Genomic DNA, 19,572 nt, shown 5'->3' with positions numbered 1-19,572 from the left:
AGCCTACCGAGCCGGACCGGCGGGCGAGTGCCACCACCCGCCAGTCCCGCGAGCTGGAAGGCTCCTACATGTTGATCATGTGGCCGGCGAGGCCGTGGATGGCCTCTTTGACCGCTTCGCCCAGGGTGGGGTGGGCGTGGACGTTGCGGGCGACCTCGTGGACGGTCAGGTCCCACTGCTGGGCCAGGGTGAGCTCGGGCAGCAGCTCGGTCACCTCGGGGCCGATGAGGTGGGCGCCGAGGAGCTCGCCGTACTTGCCGTCGCTGATGATCTTCACGAAGCCGGTCGGGTCGCCGAGGCCGTGGGCCTTGCCGTTGGCGGTGAACGGGAACTTCGAGACTTTCACGTCGAAGCCCTGCTCGCGGGCCTGGGCCTCGGTCCAGCCGAAGCTGGCGACCTGGGGCTGGCAGTAGGTCGCCCGCGGGATCATGACGTAGTCGAGCTCCATGGTCTCGGCCCCGGCGATCGTCTCGGCGGCCACGATGCCCATCGACTCGGCCGCGTGGGCCAGCATGAGCTTGGCGGTCACGTCGCCGATCGCGAAGATGTGCGGGACGTTGGTGCGCAGGCGCCCGTCGACGGCGATCGCGCCCCGCTCGGTCAGCTGGACGCCGGTCTTCTCCAGGCCATAGCCCTCGACTCGCGGTACAAAACCAATGGCTTGGAGCAGTTTGTCGGCTTCCAGCGTCTGACTCTTGCCGTTGGAAGAAACCGTGACCTTGACGCCGGAGGAGGTCTCCTCGACGGTGTCGACCCGGGTCGAGGTCAGGACCGAGATGCCGAGCCGCTTGTACCGCTTGAGCAGTTCGGCCGACACCTCGGCGTCCTCGAGGGGCACCATCCGGTCCAGGAACTCGACGATCGTGACGTTGACGCCGTAGTTGTGCAGCACGTAGGCGAACTCGACGCCGATGGCGCCCGCCCCCGCGATGATGATCGACTCCGGCAGGTCCTCGGTGAGGATCTGCTCCTCGTAGGTCACCACGCGCTCGGAGATCGACGTGCCGGGCAGCAGCCGGGTGGTCGCGCCGGTGGCGATGACGCAGTTGGCGAAGGTGATGCTCTCGTCGCCGACCTGGAGCGTGTGGTCGTCGAGGAAGTACCCCTTCGTCGAGTATTGCCGGATTTCGTTCTTCTTCATCAGGTAGTGCACGCCCTTGACCCGGCCGTCGGCCACCTTGCGGCTGCGCTGGAAGGCCGCGCCGTAGTCGAACGTGACCTCACCGGAGATGCCGAACGTCTTCGCCTCGTGGTTGAAGATGTGGGCGAGCTCGGCGTTGCGCAGCAGCGCCTTGGAGGGGATGCAGCCGACGTTGAGGCAGACGCCGCCCCAGTACTTGTCCTCGACGATGGCGGTGCGCAGGCCGAGCTGCGCGGACCGGACGGCGGCGGTGTATCCGCCCGGGCCGGCCCCCAGGACGACGACGTCGAAGTGCTCAGTCATAGCCAGTCCTTGCGTTTGAAGGTGACGTACAGCACCACAGACAGAACCACGATGAGGATCGCCGAGGTGATGAACCCCGAGACCTTGTCAGAACCCGGGTACGGCACATTCTGCCCGTAGTAACCAGTAACCGCCGTCGGCACCGCGATGATGGCGGCCCAGCTGGTGACCTTCTTCATGATGCTGTTCTGCCGGTTGCCCTGCACCGCCAGGTTGGACTCGAGGATCGTCGCGGTGAAGTCGCGAAGGCTCTCCGTGAACTCCGTCACGCGCATCACGTGGTCGTAGAGATCCTGGAAGTACGGCACCATCTCCTCGTCGACCAGGTGCTCGCGGGAGTGCATGAGGCCACCGACCACCTCGCGCATCGGCATGATGACCTTGCGCATCCGGTTGAGGCTCCGGCGGAGCCGGAAGCTGCGCTGCTGCACCTCGCGGATCGCCGCCGCGCTCTCCTCGAACAGCCGATCCTCCAGACTCTCGAGCTCCTCGTCGAGCGCCTGCACGGCGTCGAACTGCCCGTCGACGATCACGTCGAGCAGGCCGTGGGCGAGCCAGGGCACCCCCTGCTTCGCGAGGTCCTCGGCGGTGGCGTCCCAGCGCTCGACCACGTCGTCCATGTCGAACCCGGCGCCGTGCACGGTGATCAGCGCCTGGTCGGTGAGGAAAGCCGACACCTCCTCGACCTGAACCGCGCCGTCGCCGTCGCCGTTGAACCGCACGGCATAGGCGTTGAAGAACATGTGCTTCGGATAGTGCAGGAGCTTGGGCCGTTCGTGGGGTGAGGAGGCGTCCTCGATGGCCAGCCGGTGCAGCCCGAACTCCTCCTGGACCCGGTCGTAGTCGGTTTGCTCCGGGTCGGTGAGGTCGAGCCACACCACCGCGGCGGAGTCCTTGAGATGCTCGGAGATATCGTCGAGCGGGAAGTCCTCGGCCTCCAGCCGCCCGTCCCGGTAGAGCCGCGTGCGCGCCATGGATTCATCAAAGCAGAAGGAGGGCCCGGTGGCCGGTTTCACGGAGGCGACGGCGGTCTCGGCCGGTGCGGCCGAGCTCGATCCACAGTGGACCGTCGGCGGCCGCCCCAACGGCGGCTACCTGCTGGCCCTGCTGGCCCGGGCCGCGGTCACGACGGCCCACCCGCACCCGCTCAGCGCCAGTGCCGTGTACCTTTCGCCGCCCGCGCCGGGGCCGGCCGCGGTCGAGGTCGAGGCGCTGCGCGACGGCCGCTCGTTCAGCCAGGCCCGGGCCCGCCTCACGCAGCAGGGCCGCACCTGCGTCGAGGCCCTGTTCACCCTGGGCGACCTGGCCGCGGCCGGCGACCCCCACTTCGTCGCGGCCGCACCACCGGCCGTCGCCGACCGGGACACGCTGCCCCGCACGCCGGTCGAGCCACCCGGCGCCGGGGTCCGGATCACGATGCTGGAAATGGTGGACCAGCGGATCGACCTCACCGCCGGCCCCGGCGACCTGCGGGGCTGGCTGAGCTTCGCCGACGGCACGCCGTTCGACGCGTTCTCCCTGCTGTATGCGGTCGACGCCTTCCCGCCGGCGACGTTCACGCTGGGCAGCAGCGGGTGGACGCCGACGCTGGAGCTGACCGCCTACGTGCGCGGGCTGCCGGCGCCGGGCCCGCTGCGGGTGCGCCAGCACGCCCGGATGGTCACCGACAGTCAGCTCGACCAGGTGTGCGAGGTCTGGGACTCCACCGGCCGCGTGGTCGCCCAGGCCACGCAGCTGGCCATCCACCGCAAGAGCTAACCCAGGACCGGAGCCGTCCGGCCTTTCGCGGCGCACATGGCGATATCGGCCCGGTGCAGCACGACCCGGCTCTCCTCCGCCGCGGTGAAGCGGGTGCCGCCCACGCTCGCCCGGGCCTCGATCGGCGGGCCGGGCAGTACCGTGATCGGGTCCGCGAACGCCGACTCGACCCGCGCGGCCAGCTCGGGGACCCCGGCCGCGCCGCCCGCGCCGTGGGTGAGCACCGCGAACTCGTCGCCGCCCAGGCGGCCCACCAGGTCGCCGGGGCGGACGCAGCCGCTCAGCCGGGCCGCCACCGCGACCAGCACCTCGTCGCCGGCGGCCGGGCCCAGGGCGTCGTTGACCGCCTTGAAGCCGTCCAGGTCGACGAGGAGGACCGCACCGTCGCCGGCCTCGAGGGCCAGGTCCAGCGCGGCCAGGAAGGCGCGCCGGTTGGCCAGGCCGGTCAGGGCGTCCACGTGGGCCAGGCGCCAGTTGGCCTCCAACAGCTCGCAGGTGCGCAGGACGGTCGCGGCCTGGTCGGCGATGCCCTGCATCCGGGCCGTCGTCTCGCGGGCCTTCGCCGTGTGCTGCGGCGTGTCATAGGCCGCGACCAGGATGCCGAAGGGGTGGCCGGGCAGCGCGATGTCCACGATGAGCATCGTGTCGTGGCCGAAGGTGTCGAGCAGGCCCAGGATGTACAGGTCGGTGGAGCTTCGGTCGTAGACGCGGGCCCGGCCGCTGCCGGCCTGGAAGCGCTCGAACAGCGCCGTGTCCTCGCGGGCCACGGCGAGCCGGCGGGCCTGCCGCTCGCGCGCCTCGCCGCCGCCGGCGTTGGCCGCCAGGCGCAGCCGGTCGCCGCTGAGCAGCAGCACGCTGGCCGAGTCGGCCGCCATCACGGCCCGCACGGTCTCGGCGGTGACCTCGGCGACCTCGGTCGCGGTGCGGGCCGCCGTCAGGCGGCGGGCCAGGTCGAGCAGGCTGTCGGCGAAGCGCTGCCGGTCGGCGGCGGCGGCCCGGGCCGAGAGCGCGTCGAGGGCGACGGCGGCCAGGTTGGCGTAGGCGTCGAGCATCCGCCGCTCGGCGTCGAAGAAGTCGCGGCAGAAGGCGACGAGGTACCCGTAATAGCGCTCCGGCGCCGCGATGTCGACCACGAGCGTGCCGGCGAAGCTGGTCGGCGGGGACGCGGCGAGCACCTCGATCTCGGAGTCGCTGAGCCCGTAGCCGTGCACCTGCCGGGGCGCGCCCGGCGCGGGGCTGGCCACGAGCAGGAACGCCTCCGCGTCGACCGCGTGCCGGGCCCGCTCGGCGACCACGGCCAGGGCGCGCTCGGGCCGCTCGGCCGCGACCAGCTCGGCGACGGTGCGCTGCAGCAGCTCGATCCGCCCGGCCAGCACGTCGCCCGCGGCGTCCTCGACCGGCTCCTCGGTGCGCCGGCGCAGCCACCGCCGCGACCGCCAGCGCACCGTGTAGATGCAGGCCTCGGCCCCGTCGACCTGGCACTCGTCGTGGGCCACGGTGGCGGCCGCGCGGCCGTAGAGGACCGGCAGCTGGGTGAGCAGCCCGCGGGTGTAGTCGCAGTCGAAGCGCGACGGGCGGTAGCCGGCGCGCAGCTGGAACCGCACGGTCGCGGTGCCGCGCCCGGAGGACACGATGGCCAGGTCGGCGGTGGTGTTGAAGCGGGCGCTCGTGGTCGCGATCACCTTGAGCAGCTGGGCCGGGCCGCCGAGCAGCAGCAGGCCGAGGCGCAGGGGGTGGTTGCGGTTGTACGACAGGGCCGACTGCCCGACGTGCAGGCCGACGGCCGGGTCGCCCAGCACCTTGGCCGCGGCTTCGAGGACGTTGACCTTCGTGGCGTAGGACCACCAGCGGCGCGCGTCGTCGTAGGCCTCGGGCGGCTCCGTCTCCCCCGCCAGGCCCAGCATCAGCCGCACCGCGCCGTCGCCGCCCCGGGCGCGCACGTACCGCAGGATCGCGCGCAGGGTGACACCCGCCGTCTCCCGCATCGTTTCCATAGCGCCCTCCGACGCCGACATCGGCCCCGGCGGGTACCGGCTGAGGGGATTGCGGCACCCGGTGGGTAACACTCGACACATGGAGCCGCTCATCGTCGTCGACGGGGCCAATGTGGTCGGATCGGTGCCGGACGGCTGGTGGCGGGACCGGGCCGGGGCCGCGACCCGGCTGCGCGACGCCCTCGCCGCGCGGGATGCGGCCGCACTGCCCGGCGACATCACCCTCGTCGTGGAGGGGGCGGCGCGGGGTGTGCCGTCGATCGCGGGCGTACCCGTGGAGGCGGCCCCACATTCGGGCGACGATCACATTGTGGCGATCGTTCGCGACAATGTGCGTCATCGGCCCGTCATCGTCGTGACATCTGACCGCGGGCTGCGGCAGAGGGTGACGGAGCTGGGTGCGAGTATTGTGAGCCCGGGCCAGCTGCGGGCCACGATCTCATATGGCGGACGTCACGACTCTACCTAGCCGGTAGGATTTAGAGGTGGCTCCGCCACGCTTTTTCGTATCCACACCCGCGATCTTCCACTATATGAGAAGCGGTTGACCGCGACGGGCGGCTCACGCAAAGTTATCTGCGTACCGGTATCGTGAATTGCCGGTGAATACCGCGCCAAAACGTCTGACGAATTAGTGACGATCTATTCTGTGCGGCACGTAACACGGCTGTCGCTTCATGTGACGTACCTGGTAAGGTCGGTGCCATGTGCCCTGAGGTGCAGCTTGATCCGATGTGGATATCCCGCCGCGAGCACCATTTCGACGGCCTTTGTCGAGTGACCCCCGGTTGATATCGGCGTTCATTCAGAAGGTTTTCGAGAGGATTAAAAATGGCCGTTTCGGTCGTGGGCGCGCCTGACGTCGCGCCTTCCGTGGTCACCATCACCGTCCACATCACCCTCAACGGCGACGAGCTCCCACCGGAGGCCTCCCGCCTGCTGAGCGACCTCGAAGCGCTCGCCGCCAGCCAGGCCGGGCCCCAGATCCAGCGCACGGCCCCGCTGCCGCGCACGCCGTCCTCCGCCCCGGCCCGCAATCTCCGCCTCGTGGAGCAGCCGGCCGAGGAGACCGCGGCGGACGCGCTCAATCCGGCCGACCCGAAGGTCAAGCGCATCGGCCGGTCCACGCCCGACGCCCCGTCGCTCTATCTGTGCACCGGCTCCCGGCTCGTGCTGCAGGACGGCGCCCCGGTCGCGCTGACCCGCCGCGAATACGACCTCTTCCTCTTCCTGTGCGAGCACCCCCGCCGCGTCTTCAGCCGCGCCCAGCTGCTCCGCCAGGTGTGGGGCTACGACATGGTCGGCACCGAGCGCACCGTCGACGTCCACGTCCGCCGGCTCCGCGTGAAGCTCGGTGACGCCGCTCGCATCATCGCCACCGTCCGCGGCGTCGGCTATCGTCTCGACGATGACGCCGCCGTCCAGGTCGTGGTCCGGGAGGACTGACCTCGGTATTGCCGCAGGCATCCTGCTGCTGCTCGATGTCCTGCGGGTGTGGCTCCCGTCGATCATCACGATCTTCGGGCAGGCGGCCTCGACCCCGGCCGAGCTCATGGGGGCGTTCGCGCTCGCGTGGTTCGTCGCCGGCGTCGCGGCCGTCCCCGCGATCCGGTTCATCAAGCCGATCGTTCCCGTCCTGATCCTGGTGCTCGGCCGCCTCGCGCTCGTGTTCGTCCACGGCGGGCCGGCCCAGCTCTACACCGCCTCGATCACCCTGCTGGCCGGGCTGGTCTGGCTCTCCTCCGTCCGCGGGCCGGTGGTGCCGGGCGTGCCGCTCGGGCTCGCCGCGTCCGCCCTCGAGCACGCCGCCCTCGGGACCGTCGACCTGAGCTGGCGGCCCTGGTGGCTGGCTTTACCCCTGATATCGGTACTGGCGGTGCCGCTGCTCCTGACCCGCCCGGACCCGGCGGCGACCGTCGGGGGTGGATGGCTCCTCGTCGGCCCGGCGCTGCTCCTGACCGGCATGTACGCCCTCTCCCCCGCCGTCGCGACCGTCGCCGCCTCCTACGGCTCGGCCGGCTACGCCTCCACCCCGCCGTTCCTCGTCCCGCCACTCGCGCTCGGGATCGCCGCGTTCGCGTTCCTGGCCGTGACGTACGCGCGCCGGGTGCCGTCCGGTCCGGTGGCCCGCGTCGTCGCCACCGTCCTGCTCGTCGGGTCCGCGGGCTGCTTCTCCTACGACTTCGCCGCGCCCGCGCCGCTGTGGCTCGCGCTGCTGCTCGGGGCGCCGTCCCTGGCCCTGGCCCTGCGGCTCGGCTCAACCGGCACGGGCGGCCGGTTCGGGGCCGCGCTCGGGATGCTGGTGTTCGCGGTGGCGGCGATCGCCTACTACGCGGCCTACGACATCGGGTTCCCGAACCAGTGGGTGCCGGTCGCGGTCGCCCTCGTCCCCGCCGGAGCGCTGCTGCGGTCGCGGGGAGCCGTGACCGTCCGCATGCCGCGCATCGGGTGGGTGCTCGCCGTCGCCGCCTGTCTGGTGCCGCTGGCGTCCGTCCGGGTGCCGCCGTCGCCCGCCACCGGGGGACGCGCGGGGGCGATCAGGCTCGTGGAGTACAACATCCGCATGGGTTTCGGGCTTGACGGGACCTATCGACCGGCAGATGTGGCCGCCGCGATCTCGGCCACGCGACCCGACATCGTCGTGCTCTCCGAGGTCGACCGGGCCTGGCTGCTCAACGGCGGCCACGACGGCCTGGCGGTGCTGGCCCGGCTCCTGCACATGCGCTACTACTTCGGCCCCGCCGCCGACGCCGTCTGGGGCGACGCCATCCTGACCAACCTGCCGGTCAGCGCCGTCGAGTCCCAGCCGCTGACCGCCGCCGGCGCCCCCACCGGCGCGCAGGCCCTCGGCGCGATCATCACCGTCGACGGCCGCGAACTCGCCGTCGTCTCCACCCACATCCAGCCGCCCCCGAACTCCGAGCCGCTGGTGCAGGCGAGCGAGATCGCGGCCTTCGCCACCAGGTTCGCCGGCACCCGGCCCACGCTCATCGCGGGCGACCTCAACGTGACACCCGGGAGCGCGTCGCTGCAGGGGTTCGCGGCCGCCGGCTACACCGACGGGTTCGCTCCCTTCCGCCCCGTCCCCACGTTCCCGGCCGACCATCCGGTGGAGGAGATCGACCACGTCCTGGTCCGCGGCCTGACCTGCACCGACGTGCACGTCGGCAGTGCCGTCACCTCCGACCACGCCCTCGTCGCGGCCACGCTCGCGATCTCGTAGCCCTGGTGGCCGATAAGTCGGGCGCTGCGCGCCACGACTTATCGGATATAAGTAGCGCTGGCGGTTTCCAGCGGTCGTTGCAACACAGCGTGGTCACGTGGTAGCGGTGAGGACTTGGTGGAGGCGTTCGGCTGGGGTGTCGCAGCCGAGGGTCTGCCGGAGCCGGCCGTTGAGCTGGTCGGCGACGGCGGTGAGGTGTTCCGGGCTGTGCCCGGCGAGGTCGGTGCCTTTGGGGAAGTACTGCCGGAGCAGGCCGTTGGTGTTCTCGTTCGACCCGCACTGCCAGGGGCTGTGCGGGTCACAGAAGTAGACGGGCATGTCCGCGGCCAGGCTGCACTCGTGGTGTAACGCCATTTCGGCGCCCTGGTCCCAGGTCAGGGACCGTTTCAAGTGCTGCGGCAAGGTGGCGACGGTGTCCAGCAAGGCGTCGCGAACGACCTCGGCGGAGCGGCCGCGATCGCCGAGGTGCACGAGCAGGACGTAGCGGGTGGCCCGTTCCACGAGGGTGCCGATCGCGGACTGGCCGTCTTTGCCGATGAGCAGGTCGCCTTCCCAATGCCCGGGCACGGCGCGGTCGTCGGCTTCGGCGGGCCGGTCACTGATCATCAACATCGGCGCGACGAACCGCGATGGCCGCCCGGTGGTGGTGCAGGGCCGGCGCACGGCCCGGCCGGTCCGCAGCGCGGTGGCCAGTTCCCGGCGCAGTGCGCCCCGGCCCTGGACATACAACGCCTGGTAGATCGTCTCGTGGGACACGCGCAGCTCGTTCCGGTCGGGGTAGTCGCGGCGGAGCCGGGCGCTGACCTGCGCCGGGCTGCACCAGGCCGCGAGGAGGTCCTGACACAGCTCCCGCAGGACCGGGTTCCCGGCCAGCTTCCGCGCTGTCGGCCGGGGCGGCGCCGCTCGGCCCGCTGCTGCGCCGCGAACGGCTGATACCCATCATCGGGGTCCTGGCTGCGGCGAACCTCGCGGCTGATCGTGCACCGCGGCCGGCCCAACTCAGCCGCGATCGCCGCCTGCGAGACACCAGCCCGCAGCCGGCCGGCGATCACGATCCGCTCGTCCAGCGACAGGTACCGGGCCGAGACCACCACCGGCGGCCGCGCCGCCACAGCAGCCGCCGCCGCGGCGGCTTCCTTACGCCACCGCCACCCCGTCCAAGGAGCAATCCCGACCAACTCACACGCCACACCCGTCCGCACACCCCGCCCAACGAGCTCCAAATACGCAGCACGCTCCACCAGCAACGGCCAACACCCCTGCGGACGACGATTCTCCCGGATCTTGAACACAGCAACCCCTGATCAGGTCAGGTGTTGCAACGATCCCTTGAAACCGGGGCTGGGCGACATGTCCGAACATGTTGCGGCACGTAGTGCCCGACATGTCGGGAAATTTCAGCATCCCGAGCGACGCTTCACCAGATCGTGATTGATCTTTCGCCCCAGTGGGCAACCCTGGAACAAGAGAGAAAGGGGCAGCGATGAGCGTGACACATGCGAACGGAAGTGTGACCGAGACCCGCAAGGACTTCGGAAGCACGGTTGGTGACCTGTCCACCAAGGCCAAGGACAGCGCGGCCGAACTGGCCGAGCAGACCAAGGACGTGGCTCGGCGTCGACCCGTTCCACTGGTGACCGCCGCCGCGGCCGGAGTCGCCACCGTCGTCGTGGCGGTGGTGGCGGTCGTGCGCCGCCGGAAGGCGAGTCAGACGCCTCGGCAGCGGGCGATGCGTGCCCTGCGACGCACCAGCAAGAGCGTGAAGCAACGAGTCAAGCGGTAACCTCCTCTCCCGCAATGGCCGCGGCCCCGTACCGATCCGACCGGTGCGGGGCCGCGGCTTGTCCGCGCGAGGAAGCCGGCGCCCGAGCTCAAGCATCCACTGTGGACAAGTGGGCGAGCATGGCCTGGTTGGCCTCCCAGCCGTCGGGGAAGCGGACCGGGACGTTCAGGTGGACCGGCTCCGCCGACGGGTGGGTGTCCAGGAGCTCGGCGATGCCGGCCCGGGCCACGACCACGCACGCGTGGCGGTGGCGGGAGGCCAGGACGCACAGCCGGCCCGCCTCCAGGTGGAAGGCGCTCGCGTCGCGGCGGCCGGAGAGCGGGTGCAGGATGACCGTCACGTCATACTCGCGGCCCTGCAGGCGGTTGGCCGTGTCCACCGTCACGTCGGCGGCGACGGTGTCGGCCAGGGCCTGGCGGATCGCGGCCACCTGGTCGCGGTGGGCGGCGCCGACGGCCACCCGCTCGGCCGTCACCGGGCGGCCTTCGGGGGCGTGCTCCGAGTACGCGATGGGGCCCCTCCGCAGCAGGCTGACCACGATGTCGGCGATCGCGGCGACGGCCTCGCGGTCGGTGCGGACCGTGTGTCTGGCCGGCAGTTCGTGCAAGGCCCAGCCGGTGCGCCGGGCCGTCTCGAGGGTCTGCTCGACGTGGTGGTCGCCGCCGATGGCCCGGACCGAGAACTCCAGGCTGCGGTCGGCCGGCTTGGTCCCGGCCTGGAACGGGGTGAACGGGTAGAACGCGGCCGAGACCACGTCGGCCGCCGACGGGGGCAGCCGCCACGAGACCGGGAGGCGGTGCAGCGGCAGGTCCGGGTTGTGCCGCAGGAGGACGGCGACCGCGCTCTGCATCGGGTCCCAGGACAGGCCCGCCCAGCGCTCAACGGCGACGACGGAGAACGGGTCGAGCTGGCCGGGGTCGCCGACGAACAGCCCGCGGTCGAAGCGGCCGGCCACGCGCAAGAGCATGTCGGAGCGCATCTGGTACGCCTCGTCGACGATGGCCCGCTCCCAGATGCCCTCGGTGACCGTGGCCCATTTCGCGGCGGTGCCGATGACGACGGCGCACGTCTGGACGTCGGAGACCGCGCCGCTGATGGTGACCGAGCCGTGCTTGATGACGCGCTGGGCCGGGTTGTACGTCGACGCCGACAGCCGGCCGATCTCGACCTGGGGGGCCTGGCTCGCGAGGCGGTCGATGAGGTCGTCGACCTGCTCGTTGGTCTGGGCCACGACCATCAGCCGCTCGCCCGCCTCGGCCATGGTCCGGGCGGCCCGGACGACCAGCGTGGACTTCCCAGCGCCGGGCGGGGAGTCGACGACCACGCCGCGGCCGACGGCGGACCCGAAGTCGGTCAGAATGTCGTCGATCACGGTCACGACCAGTCCTCCTGGGCGTCGATGTCGTTGGGCTGGTAGTCCGGCGGCGGGCCGCCGTGGGTCCAGGGGGTCTCCTCCCGGGACGGAAACCGGCCGGGCGGCTGGTAGGCGTCGCTGACCGGGCCGTACGTCACCGTCTCCCCCACCTCCGGGACCGAGCCGGGGGCCGGCTGCTTGGTCGAGCGGCCCATGCCCTTCGACAGCTCCAGCACGACGTCCACCGAGGACACCGACACGACCATGGCCTGCTGGGCCAGGCGGGCCGGGGAGACGAGCAGGGTACCGGGATCGACCCGCACCGGGTCGTCGGTCTGCACGGTGATGTGCGGGCGCAGGGCCGCCTTCTTGCCGGACGTGTCGACGCGGTTGGGCGAGGCGGACACGACGACGCCGGTGAACGCCTCACCGGCGAGGCGGAACTCGGCCATGATGAGCGGGTCGTCGAGGGCCCGCTGGGCCTCGTAGCGGGCCTGCTCGCGCTCCAGGCGGTCGAGCCGGCCGGCCGCGGCGACGGCACTGTCCCGACGGGGCTGCGGCAGGGCGGTGCCCTCGGCGAGGGACATGTGGTAGGCCGTGAACGCGTCGCGGTCGATCGCCCAGCGGGCCTCGACGGAGGCGCCCGCGGGCCGGGCCCGCAGCAGCTCCACCGCCCGCCAGACCAGGTGCCAGGTCGGCTCGAGCTGCTCCTGCAGGGCGTTCGCGAGCGCGGCCTCGGCCCGGCTCTGGGCCTGCGGGTCGGCGGCGCGGGCGTAGGCGGACAGGGCCGGGGCCAGGATCTCGTTGTCGAACGTCGGGTCGGTGCTCGGCCCGGCCGGCGGCCAGCGCAGCGGGTCCTCGGCCAGCTCCGCGGCGGCGGCGCCGTCGAGGCCGGCCGGCGGGTCGATCCAGCCCATGAGCGCGGCCAGGTTGGCGTCCTCGAGGCCACTCTGGCCGGTCGCCCAGTGCTCGCCGAGGACCTCGGTCACCGCCAGCAGCATCGCCGAGCCGGGGTGGTCGGCCCGCTCGCGCAGGAACGTGAGCCACTGCCCGAGCAAAGGCACGGTCCGGTGTACCGGATGCGGGCCGAACGTGCGCCGGAAGCGCGTGGAACGCCCGAGCAGCCGGATGAACTCGACACCGCCCCGGTTCGGCACGAGCACCTGGGGCGCCTCGGCATAGCGCAATCGCGTGGTGCCGGTCGGGTCCACCGTTTTGGAGCAGCTTTCGGTGTACTGCAACAGCTCCTTCGCCAGCCGCGCGACGAACTGGAACCGCTGCGTGCGGTCGCGGGGGTTCGCGACGACCAGCAGCGCCGGCGAGTCCGGCTCGGTGCCGACCATCGCGGCCAGCGGCGCGCCCGCCTCGCCGGCCAGGGCCAGCGGGACGAGCACCATGGGGCGCGCCGCGATGTGCGTGTGCCGCACCGTGGTCAGCAACTGCGCCCGGCCCGACTCCACCGCCTCGGCCCGCGCCAGCGCCGTGAGCACGCTCACGTGTTAAGGCATTCGGTCCGCAGGCGGTGGGCCATCCGCAGCAGGCCGGCAATCTCCTCCTGGCCCGCGCCGGGCGTCAGGGTGCCGCGGGCCAGTCCGAGTACCGTCGAAACGCTCTCCACACCGCCGAGGTCGTCGCGGATCGACCGGCCCAGCGCGGACGTCGAGCCGGCCGCCTCGGACCGGCAGAAGAACGCCATCTCGCAGGAGCCGAGGCAGTCCGGGCTGAACCGGGCGTCGATCGCGCTGACCGCCTTGTTCAGCTCGTCCGGCGGCCGGGTGGCGTTGTTGTCCGAGTCGTAGGCCAGGTCGAACGACAGCCCGGCCGGCAGCGCGTCGAGGATCTTGTCCAGGCGGGTGATCCGGGACAGTTGGCGCTGCAGCACCGTGAGCTGTTTGCGCACGTCGACGAGGGTGGCCGTGGGGCGGTTGGCGAAGTTCTCGGGGCAGACGAGCACCACGTCGTGCGACACGGTCTCCGGCGGGTAGCCGAGCTCGCCGAGCAGCTCGCGCATCGCCAGCACGTAGACCGCGGACTGCTTGGCCGCCGCGGCCGCCTTGCCGGGGTCGGCCTGCCCGTCGATGACCGCGAACGACTTGATCTCGACCACGTGGAAGCGGCCGCCGACCCGGAACGCGATGAGGTCCGGCTCCAGATAGGCGAAGTAGCCCGCGATGTCCAGGCGCAGCATCGGGTGGTCGAACAGGGTGCCGGCGTCGTCGCGCTCGGCCGCCGCCCGGGCCAGGAGGCTGCGGGTGCGGGCGTAGCGGACCTCGCGGCTGGCGTTGCCGCCGACGTTGGACAGGTCGTCGTAGGCCACCTCGGGGATCGCCAGCCCGAGCCGCTCCCGCAGCAGCTGCAGCAGCTCGGCCGCGCCGTCGGCCTTGACCTGGGCCTCGAACGCGTTGCCGCGGGCGATGGCGAACCGCGACTGGCCGAAGGCGGCCGGGAAGCCGAGCTGCCCGGCGACGGCGCCCTTGTTGACCCCGGCCGCGTCCATCAGCCCCCGCCGGCCGCAGCCGGGGTTGTTGGTGAGCGCGGCGATGGTGCGGGCGTTGTGGTTGCGCGGCGCCACGGTGCCGCGGATGCGGTCCAGCCGGTCTACCAGTGCGTCCATGGGGATCTCATCTCAGTTCGCGGTTTTGCGCAGGCGTTGCAGCCGGGCACCGAAGAGCGCCTCGGACCCGTCCAGCCGTTCCTGCGCGCGGGAAGCTGCCGCGGCGCGGTCCGCGGTGTCGGACTCGAGGTGCACGTCGAGCTCGGCCTGGGCTTGCTTGGCGACCATCTCGGGGTCGGCGCTGCCTCCGATGGTCGCGGCGCCGGGGATGCCGGCGGCGAAGCGCCACAGCAGCCGGCGCGCGTCGTGGGCGTCGGCGGGCAGCTGGGCGACCCGCTCGGCCACCTTGATGGCGCCGATGAGGAAGTCGACGCGGGCGCTGAGCGGGCCGACCACCCGGCTGGCGAGCGGCCAGGTGGAGATGGCCAGCAGGCCCCGCGCCGGGGAAAGGAGGTCGGCGGTGAGGGCCGGGCAGAGGTAGTACGGCCGGTTGTAGGGCGCGACCTTGAACGAGCGCTCCTCGTCGCGGCGAAGGCTGGTCAGGCGGGCGGCCACGAGCTCGCCGGGGAAGAAGGCGTCGTGGACGGCGATGATCAGCTTCGGGGCGGCGGGCACGGCGAGCAGCGTCAACGCGTGATGCACCTGCTCGCGGATGGACAGGATCGGCGGGGCCGCGGGCGGGCGCGGTACCACCGGAGCGTTTTGTTCTTCCAGATGAGCGAGCGCGGCGTCCCACTGCTGCTCGACCCGGCGCAGCTCGGCCCGCAACGCCCGGGCCTGGTTCTTGTCCCCCGTGGTGGCCGCGCGGCGAAGCTCGCCGCGCAGCCGGTCGATCCGGCGCTCGAGCAGCTCGATCTGCTCGCTGGGAGCCGTGATCGGTTCGGACACAAACGGACGATAACTGGCACATGCTGGAGATTGCTGGAACCAATCCCGGCGTGTCGCGCTTGCTTTTTTACAACACTGCTATGCCGGTACTGGCTGTGGTTCCTCGATCACCCTCGGTATCATGACCCGCTTGGGCGTCGGCACGAGCTGCGGCCTGCGCTTCGCGGCCAGATCCTCGACCCAGCCGAACGCGAGCACCATCGCCGCCGTGAGCGCCACCACCATCGTGAACTGCAAGGTGCTGTGCCAGCCGCCGACCAGGTTGACGCCGCACCACACGCCGACCAGGCGGACGAACGTGATCGCGGCCTCGTGCCACAGGTAGATCGTCAGCGCCCGCCGGTTGACCGCCTCGACCAGCGGCTCGGCGATCCCGAGCGACATCGCGGCCGGCGCGGCGTTGAGCATGATCAGCAGGAACGCCGTCGAATACAGGGTGTCCGCGATCGGGGCGTCGTTCATGTCGTACCCGCGCGGGCCCGGCGTGTGGTAGAGGATCGCGAGACCGAGGCCGCCCATCACCAGGCACACCGGCCACAGGATCTTCTTGGAGATCCGCTGCAGCGTGCCGTCGTGGTGCGCGAAGCCGAGCATCCAGGCCGGCGCGTACATGAAGAAGTCGCGGATCATGCCGCCGGTGCCGTAGCCGGTCTCCCACAGGATGACCAGCACCGTGAACGGCACGAGCACGCTCGGGATCGGCCACTTGCGGAACAGCCAGAGCAGTACCGGTGAGGCGATGATGAACCACAGATACGAGCGGACGTACCAGATCTGGCTGAACCAGAGGCCGCCCTTCTCGGTCGTGGGCGGGTCGTCGAGGGGTATGAACCACAGCAGCGTCCGCCACGTGTGCTCCATGCCGCCCCACAGCGACATGAGTGCGACGGCGAACACACCGAGGACCCAGAACGGGATGACGATGCGACGGATACGACGACCGATCGCCTTCACGCCGGACCGGTCGAGCGAGGCGGCCATGAGCGAGCCACCAAGCGCGAACATCAGTCCCATAGCCGGAAAGGCGACGGTCAGCCACGCGAATCCGAGCGTGTGGTAAGTGACCACGCGGATGATCGCGACGGCTCGCAGGAGGTCTACGTACCGGTTCCGCATCCCCTACAGGTTGCCCTGCGACCCTTAGGGGCAACCGCTTCTCAGCTCAAAATTGGCTGTGTTTCTTCTCAAAGATCCTAGGTGCGTGTACCCCGTAACCAGCCGGGCAATCGAGATGGTTCACCCCTTGCTCACCTTCCCCACGCGTCCAGGGCGTCACTGAGCGCGGCGAAGTCGTTCGGTCCCGTATGTACCCGATCGCCGACGAAGAACACGGGACTGCCGTACACGCCACGTTCGTGTCCGCTGTCCATGTCCCGCTCCACCCGTTCGTGGTGGGCCCGCGTGCCGCCCGTGTCGGGGAGTCCGAACCGTTCGGCGTAGCGGGCCAGGTCCGTGTCCTCGAGCCGGTCCTGGTGGCTGAGCAGCAGCGCGTGCATGCCCCAGAACGCGTCCTGGTCGGCGGCGGCCTCGGCCAGCAGCGCCGCCGGCATCGCCCGCGGGTGGGCGTCGACGAGCGGGAAGTGCCGGAACTCGAAGCGCAGGCGGTCGCCGAAGCGCATCTGCAGCCGCTCCACGACACCGAACGCGTTGCCGGTGCCGGTGTCCGCGTAGTCGCCGTACTCCACCAGGGTGAGCGGCGCGCCGGTTCTTCCTTGGATGTGCATGGCGATCGTCTGCCCAATTTTCGCAGTGTTGCCCCTCAGGGTTTCCCCTGAGGGGCAACGCGTTTCGTGCTAGTCCAGCAGTTCGGTCACGGTGCCGGCGCCGACCGTGCGGCCACCCTCGCGGATGGCGAAGCCGAGGCCTTCGTGCATCGCGACCGGCTTGCCGAGCTCGACGGTCAGGTCGACCGTGTCACCCGGCATCACCATCGTCACGTCGCCGAGGTCCACCGAGCCCATCACGTCCGTGGTGCGGAAGTAGAACTGGGGGCGGTAGTTGGCGAAGAACGGCGTGTGCCGGCCGCCCTCCTTGGTCGTCAGCGCGTAGACGTGGGCCTTGAACCGCCGGTGCGGCGCGACCGAGCCCGGCAGCGCGACAACCTGCCCGCGCTGCACGTCACCCCGGCGCACGCCCCGCAGGAGCAGCGCCGCGTTGTCGCCGGCCTGAGCCGAGTCGAGCTGCTTGCCGAACATCTCCATCCCGGTGACCACGCTGGACTGGGTGTCACCCAGCCCGATCACCTCGACGGGCGTGTTCAGCACCAGCGTGCCCCGCTCGACCGACCCGGTGACGACGGTGCCGCGGCCGGTGATGGTGAGCACGTTCTCGATGGGCATCAGGAACGGCTCGCCGGTCACCCGCTCGGGCAGCGGCACATACTCGTCGACGGCGTCGAGCAGGTCCGCGACCGACTGCACCCACTCGGGCTCGCCGGCCAGGGCCTTGAGCGCGCTCGTGCGGACGACCGGGATCTCGTCCCCCGGGAACCCGTACTCGCTGAGCAGGTCTTTTATTTCAAGCTCGACCAGGTCCAGCAGCTCCGGGTCGTCGACCGCGTCGGCCTTGTTCATGGCCACGACGAGGTACGGCACCCCGATCCGCCGCGCCAGCAGCACGTGCTCGCGGGTCTGCGGCATGACCCCGTCGACGGCGCTGACGACGAGGATGGCCCCGTCCACCTGCGCCGCCCCCGTGATCATGTTCTTCACGTAGTCCGCGTGCCCCGGCATGTCGACGTGCGCGTAATGCCGGTTCCCGGTCTCGTACTCGACGTGCGAAATGTTGATGGTGATGCCGCGGGTGATCTCCTCCGGCGCCCGGTCGATCCCCTCGAAACTGGTGTACTGGTTGACACCCGGGAACCGCTCGGCGAGCACCTTCGTGATGGCGGCGGTCAGGGTCGTCTTCCCGTGGTCGACGTGCCCCATCGTGCCGATGTTGAGATGCGGCTTGTTCCTGGCGAATGCCTGCTTGGCCATCTGACTCTCCACAGTGGATTTGTGGTCTTCGGATGCGCAGAACCATTGGGCCTTTGTGGCCGGACTGTTCTGGGTGGTCCGGCTCGGCCGGCTCACCCTCCTCCGTCGGTTCCGCAATGAGGCTGCGGGAGGAGGGTCAGCGTCGCAGGCCGGCCTCTAGCGCCGCGTCCAGCGCTGCCGCCGTCGCCCAGGCGACCGCCGAGCCGGCCAGCAGGCCGTGCTCCAGAAGGGCGGTCGTCGTGATCACGGTTGGAAAGGTAGCTCGCATGCTCTGGACCGGCAACGCATTTACGAGTGGCGTTGCTTACATACCCCCTGGGGGTATCTTGAGCCCGACATGTCGGATTTATACCCCGGCGGACGGCCGGGCCAGAACGCTGCCGATGAGTGCCGGTCAGAGTCCCAGGATCGTCAGCGCGGAGGAGGGGGCAGGCGCAGGGCCATCGTCGGGGCGTCGGCCATGACGGAGTTTGGGGCGCTGCCCGTCGGGGCGTCGGCCGGGGGGCGGTCGGCGCGGCCGAGGGTGATCTCCGGGTAGATCTCGACCTCGTCCCACTCCCCCATCGCCTTGGGCTCGCCCCGGCTCAGCTCGACCTCGCGGGGTGCGGCGGTCGGGCCGGTGCGGGCCAGGACGGCGGCGCCGTTGGTGCTCACGTCGGTGACCAGGAGCATGCCGTCGCGCAACTCGAAGCGGAGGTGGTTGCGGCTCACCCGGCGGCTCGACTCGTCGTCCAGCCAGTTGCCGATGGTGATGCCGCCCGGGTCTTCGGGGGCGCGGCCGACCACGACCGGGCGGGCCGCGGTGACCGGGAAGCGGGTGCGCACGGTGCCGTTGATGCGCACGGCGAGGGAGGTCGCCGGCGGGCGGGGGCCGGAGTCGATGAGGCGCTCGCCGTGCCGGGGGCAGAGCGGCGCGCCGCTGGGCAGGGCCGGCGGGGCCTGGCCGGCGCCGGGAGCCGGCTGGCGGCCGAAGACCGGGCAGTCGGAGGCCGGGCAGCGCCAGTAGCGCTGCAGGACCGGGTGCGGCCGCGGGGTCGAGCCGGTCGCCGGGGCCAGGGTCAGGTCCATCCCGCCGGGCGCGCTCGTCGTCAGGTAGACCGGGCCCGGATGGCCGGGCAGCGGGTTGCGGGTGATCACCGGCACCCCGGTCAGGTGCGCCACTTCCCGCACGCGCGCGTTGACCCGCGCACCCGGTGGCAGCATTTCGATGAGCCCGTCGTCGGACCAGCGGCGCAGGACCATGCGTTCGTTGGACGTGAAGTCGGTGTCGGACATGGCGCCGCGTTCGGCGATCGCGTAGAGCCCGGTGTTGCCGTCACCGAGCCGGCGACTCAGTGCGTCGACGAACAACCCGAGCCGCAGCAGCGCGGCCGGGCGCCCGCCGTCGAGGTCCATGCTGCGCGCGGCTTCCACCAGGTCGATGACACCGCCGACGGCCAGGGGGTCGACCGTCAGTCGCCGCTCGATCGCGTCAAGGGCTCGGCTCGTTTCGAATCGCACCGGAACATTCTGCCTCAGCCGCGGCCCCACACCGAAAACTCGGCACGACCCATTCCGTCTTCTTACCCGAGGTCCACCGAGGCCACGGGCAGC

General features: G+C 71.2%; 17 protein-coding genes and 1 pseudogene. 5 read left to right on the top strand and 13 right to left on the bottom strand.

What is annotated here, in order from left to right:
* Positions 1-64 precede the first annotated feature (64 nt).
* Together lpdA and ACIA8L_RS46145 are read right to left on the bottom strand one after the other, a co-directional pair.
* A complete protein-coding gene (lpdA, locus tag ACIA8L_RS46150) occupies positions 65-1,444 on the bottom strand; it encodes a dihydrolipoyl dehydrogenase (protein WP_395915040.1) in 1,380 nt (459 codons plus the stop codon).
* Entirely contained in the window at positions 1,441-2,418 is a 978-nt protein-coding gene (locus tag ACIA8L_RS46145; protein ID WP_395915038.1) for a magnesium transporter CorA family protein, read from the bottom strand. Before ACIA8L_RS46145 ends, lpdA begins: the two co-directional genes overlap by 4 nt.
* 28 nt (positions 2,419-2,446) lie before the next feature.
* Here ACIA8L_RS46145 and ACIA8L_RS46140 point away from each other — a divergent pair, with 28 nt between their 5' ends.
* Complete coding sequence (locus tag ACIA8L_RS46140) at positions 2,447-3,202, top strand: thioesterase family protein (protein ID WP_395915036.1); 756 nt, start codon at positions 2,447-2,449, stop codon at positions 3,200-3,202.
* Here the strand turns inward: ACIA8L_RS46140 and ACIA8L_RS46135 are convergent.
* The gene (locus tag ACIA8L_RS46135; protein WP_395915034.1) at positions 3,199-5,196 is read right to left on the bottom strand and encodes a diguanylate cyclase domain-containing protein; all 1,998 of its coding nucleotides are present in this window, start codon (positions 5,194-5,196) and stop codon (positions 3,199-3,201) included. The two genes, ACIA8L_RS46140 and ACIA8L_RS46135, sit on opposite strands and share 4 nt — an antisense overlap.
* 79 nt (positions 5,197-5,275) lie before the next feature.
* On the opposite strand from ACIA8L_RS46135, the gene ACIA8L_RS46130 reads away from it, so the two are divergent.
* The 3 genes from ACIA8L_RS46130 to ACIA8L_RS46120 all read left to right on the top strand — a co-directional run bounded on the left by ACIA8L_RS46130 (position 5,276) and on the right by ACIA8L_RS46120 (position 8,419).
* Positions 5,276-5,665: a hypothetical protein gene (locus tag ACIA8L_RS46130; protein ID WP_395915032.1), complete on the top strand. Its 390-nt coding sequence runs from the start codon at positions 5,276-5,278 to the stop codon at positions 5,663-5,665.
* A 362-nt stretch (positions 5,666-6,027) separates the two neighbouring features.
* Positions 6,028-6,642, top strand: coding sequence for a winged helix-turn-helix domain-containing protein (locus ACIA8L_RS46125; protein ID WP_395915030.1), 615 nt, complete (start codon positions 6,028-6,030; stop codon positions 6,640-6,642).
* Positions 6,605-8,419, top strand: a complete 1,815-nt coding sequence (locus ACIA8L_RS46120; protein WP_395915028.1) for an endonuclease/exonuclease/phosphatase family protein — start codon at positions 6,605-6,607, stop codon at positions 8,417-8,419. The genes ACIA8L_RS46125 and ACIA8L_RS46120 overlap by 38 nt, the downstream gene beginning before the upstream one ends.
* A gap of 93 nt (positions 8,420-8,512) precedes the next feature.
* On the opposite strand, the gene ACIA8L_RS46115 is transcribed toward ACIA8L_RS46120, so the two are convergent.
* Both ACIA8L_RS46115 and ACIA8L_RS46110 read right to left on the bottom strand, forming a co-directional pair.
* The gene (locus ACIA8L_RS46115; protein WP_395915246.1) at positions 8,513-9,265 is read right to left on the bottom strand and encodes an IS30 family transposase; all 753 of its coding nucleotides are present in this window, start codon (positions 9,263-9,265) and stop codon (positions 8,513-8,515) included.
* Between the two features lie 161 nt (positions 9,266-9,426).
* A pseudogene (locus ACIA8L_RS46110) lies at positions 9,427-9,471 on the bottom strand (hypothetical protein); the annotation flags it as partial.
* 431 nt (positions 9,472-9,902) lie between these two features.
* Here ACIA8L_RS46110 and ACIA8L_RS46105 point away from each other — a divergent pair.
* On the top strand, positions 9,903-10,202 hold the full coding sequence (locus ACIA8L_RS46105) for a hypothetical protein (RefSeq protein ID WP_395915027.1): 300 nt from the start codon (positions 9,903-9,905) through the stop codon (positions 10,200-10,202).
* Between the two features lie 88 nt (positions 10,203-10,290).
* Here the strand turns inward: ACIA8L_RS46105 and ACIA8L_RS46100 are convergent, their stop codons facing one another.
* The 8 genes from ACIA8L_RS46100 to ACIA8L_RS46065 all read right to left on the bottom strand — a co-directional run bounded on the left by ACIA8L_RS46100 (position 10,291) and on the right by ACIA8L_RS46065 (position 19,479).
* On the bottom strand, positions 10,291-11,580 hold the full coding sequence (locus ACIA8L_RS46100; RefSeq protein WP_395915025.1) for an AAA domain-containing protein: 1,290 nt from the start codon (positions 11,578-11,580) through the stop codon (positions 10,291-10,293).
* Positions 11,577-13,052 carry a hypothetical protein gene (locus ACIA8L_RS46095; RefSeq protein ID WP_395915023.1) on the bottom strand — a complete coding sequence of 492 codons (1,476 nt, stop codon included), beginning with the start codon at positions 13,050-13,052 and terminating at the stop codon, positions 11,577-11,579. The genes ACIA8L_RS46100 and ACIA8L_RS46095 overlap by 4 nt, the downstream gene beginning before the upstream one ends.
* Positions 13,049-14,170, bottom strand: a complete 1,122-nt coding sequence (locus ACIA8L_RS46090) for a hypothetical protein (protein ID WP_395915021.1) — start codon at positions 14,168-14,170, stop codon at positions 13,049-13,051. Before ACIA8L_RS46090 ends, ACIA8L_RS46095 begins: the two co-directional genes overlap by 4 nt.
* A gap of 12 nt (positions 14,171-14,182) precedes the next feature.
* Complete coding sequence (locus tag ACIA8L_RS46085) at positions 14,183-14,998, bottom strand: hypothetical protein (RefSeq protein ID WP_395915019.1); 816 nt, start codon at positions 14,996-14,998, stop codon at positions 14,183-14,185.
* A gap of 78 nt (positions 14,999-15,076) precedes the next feature.
* On the bottom strand, positions 15,077-16,114 hold the full coding sequence (locus ACIA8L_RS46080; protein WP_395915018.1) for an acyltransferase: 1,038 nt from the start codon (positions 16,112-16,114) through the stop codon (positions 15,077-15,079).
* Between the two features lie 131 nt (positions 16,115-16,245).
* The gene (locus ACIA8L_RS46075; RefSeq protein ID WP_395915016.1) at positions 16,246-16,722 is read right to left on the bottom strand and encodes a DsbA family protein; all 477 of its coding nucleotides are present in this window, start codon (positions 16,720-16,722) and stop codon (positions 16,246-16,248) included.
* A gap of 69 nt (positions 16,723-16,791) precedes the next feature.
* Entirely contained in the window at positions 16,792-17,979 is a 1,188-nt protein-coding gene (gene tuf, locus ACIA8L_RS46070; protein WP_395915014.1) for an elongation factor Tu, read from the bottom strand.
* Between the two features lie 411 nt (positions 17,980-18,390).
* Entirely contained in the window at positions 18,391-19,479 is a 1,089-nt protein-coding gene (locus ACIA8L_RS46065; protein ID WP_395915013.1) for an FHA domain-containing protein, read from the bottom strand.
* Positions 19,480-19,572: the final 93 nt, after the last annotated feature.

Source organism: Dactylosporangium sp. NPDC051541 (genome assembly GCF_044454505.1).
Taxonomy (GTDB): Bacteria; Actinomycetota; Actinomycetes; order Mycobacteriales; family Micromonosporaceae; genus Dactylosporangium.
This window is presented reverse-complemented; position numbering and strand designations above follow the sequence as displayed.

Coding starts and splice junctions, on each gene's coding strand:
- ACIA8L_RS46145 (WP_395915038.1), bottom strand. CDS start 2,418: ATGGCGCGCACGCGGCTCTACCGGGACGGGCGGCTGGAGGCCGAGGAC.
- ACIA8L_RS46075 (WP_395915016.1), bottom strand. CDS start 16,722: ATGCACATCCAAGGAAGAACCGGCGCGCCGCTCACCCTGGTGGAGTAC.
- ACIA8L_RS46135 (WP_395915034.1), bottom strand. CDS start 5,196: ATGGAAACGATGCGGGAGACGGCGGGTGTCACCCTGCGCGCGATCCTG.
- ACIA8L_RS46105 (WP_395915027.1), top strand. CDS start 9,903: ATGAGCGTGACACATGCGAACGGAAGTGTGACCGAGACCCGCAAGGAC.
- ACIA8L_RS46090 (WP_395915021.1), bottom strand. CDS start 14,170: ATGGACGCACTGGTAGACCGGCTGGACCGCATCCGCGGCACCGTGGCG.
- tuf (WP_395915014.1), bottom strand. CDS start 17,979: ATGGCCAAGCAGGCATTCGCCAGGAACAAGCCGCATCTCAACATCGGC.
- ACIA8L_RS46080 (WP_395915018.1), bottom strand. CDS start 16,114: ATGCGGAACCGGTACGTAGACCTCCTGCGAGCCGTCGCGATCATCCGC.
- ACIA8L_RS46130 (WP_395915032.1), top strand. CDS start 5,276: ATGGAGCCGCTCATCGTCGTCGACGGGGCCAATGTGGTCGGATCGGTG.
- ACIA8L_RS46125 (WP_395915030.1), top strand. CDS start 6,028: ATGGCCGTTTCGGTCGTGGGCGCGCCTGACGTCGCGCCTTCCGTGGTC.
- ACIA8L_RS46120 (WP_395915028.1), top strand. CDS start 6,605: ATGACGCCGCCGTCCAGGTCGTGGTCCGGGAGGACTGACCTCGGTATT.
- lpdA (WP_395915040.1), bottom strand. CDS start 1,444: ATGACTGAGCACTTCGACGTCGTCGTCCTGGGGGCCGGCCCGGGCGGA.